The sequence below is a fragment of the Streptococcus mitis subsp. hohhotensis genome (genome assembly GCF_020089495.2).
Taxonomy (GTDB): domain Bacteria; phylum Bacillota; class Bacilli; order Lactobacillales; family Streptococcaceae; genus Streptococcus; species Streptococcus hohhotensis.
The window spans coordinates 10425-11800 of record NZ_JAIRCA020000026.1 but is presented as its reverse complement, the minus strand read 5'-3'; the positions used below and the strand labels follow the sequence as shown (position 1 = coordinate 11800).

The 1376-nt window shown below is 42.4% G+C and carries 1 pseudogene; it reads right to left on the bottom strand.

Annotated elements, in window-relative coordinates:
* Positions 1 to 1376: pseudogene (locus tag K4Z77_RS08955) on the bottom strand (hypothetical protein); the annotation flags it as partial.

Sequence of the window (1376 nt, the reverse complement as noted above, 5' to 3'; positions counted from 1 at the left end):
GGTGGATATGTTCCTCCTCCTGGTCTCTGCGGTGTTACTGTAACGTCACCTGTCTTAGGATCTGGTTTCAACTCTATTGTTGGTGTCTTACGAGCTGGTGTTGTTACATTCACCGGTTGTGATGGTTTCTTGTTCGGTTCGGTTACTGTTCCTGTACCTGGGACAGCTTTCTTAGGAAGTTTGTCATTTGGTACTTTACCTGAACCATCTTTACCGATTTCAACAGTAATTGTGTTTCCATCTTCACCTGGGATTTCTACCTTAGTACCTGGTGGATATGTTCCTCCTCCTGGTTTCTTAGGCGTTACAATCGCATCTCCATTTGGTTGTGGAGTAATTTCAATCTCAACTGGTTTTTCAGTTTCTGGTGTTTCTGGTATTACCTTAGCTGGTGTTGTTACATTAGGAACTTCCACAGCTGGTTTACCTGGTTCTGTAATCTTACCTGTACCTGGAACATCTTTCTTAGGAAGTTTATCATTTGGTACTTTACCTTTACCATCTTTACCGATTTCAACAGTGATTGGACCATTTTCACCTGGGATTTCTACCTTAGTTCCTGGTGGATATGTTCCTCCTCCTGGTCTCTTCGGTGTTACTGTAACGTCACCTGTCTTAGGATCACGTTCTACATCTAGTGTTGGCGTCTTATGAGCTGGTGTGGTTACATTTGGAACTTCTTCCGTTGGTCTACCTGGTTCTGTAATCTTACCTGTTCCTGGGACTTTTCCTTCTGGTAAGTCAGCGTTTGGTACTTTAGCTTTACCATTGTCATCAGTTGTAACAGTAATTGGGTGATCTTTATCTTTACCTGGGATTTCTACCTTAGTTCCTGGTGGGTATGTTGATCCATCTGGTCTCTTCGGTGTTACTGTAACATCACCTGTCTTAGGATTTTGTTCAACATCTAGTGTTGGCGTCTTATGGGCTGGTGTTGTTACATTAGGAATTTCTTCCGTTGGTCTACCTGGTTCTGTAATCTTACCTGTTCCTGGGACTTTTCCTTCTGGTAATTCACTGTTTGGTACTTTACCTTTACCGTCTTCACCGATTGTTACTGTAATTGGGTGGTCTTTATCTTTACCTGGAATTTCTACCTTAGTTCCTGGTGGGAATGTTGAACCATCTGGTCTCTTCGGTGTTACTGTTACATCACCTGTCTTAGGATCTTGTTCAACATCTAGTGTTGGTGTCTTATGAGCCGGTGTTTCAACTGGAACTTCTTCTGTTGGTCTACCTGGTTCTGTAATCTTACCTTTACCTGGAACTTTACCTTCTGGTAGGTCAGTGTTTGGTACTTTACCTTTACCGTCTTCACCGATTGTTACTGTGATTGGGTGATCCTTATCTTTACCTGGGATTTCTACCTTAGTTTT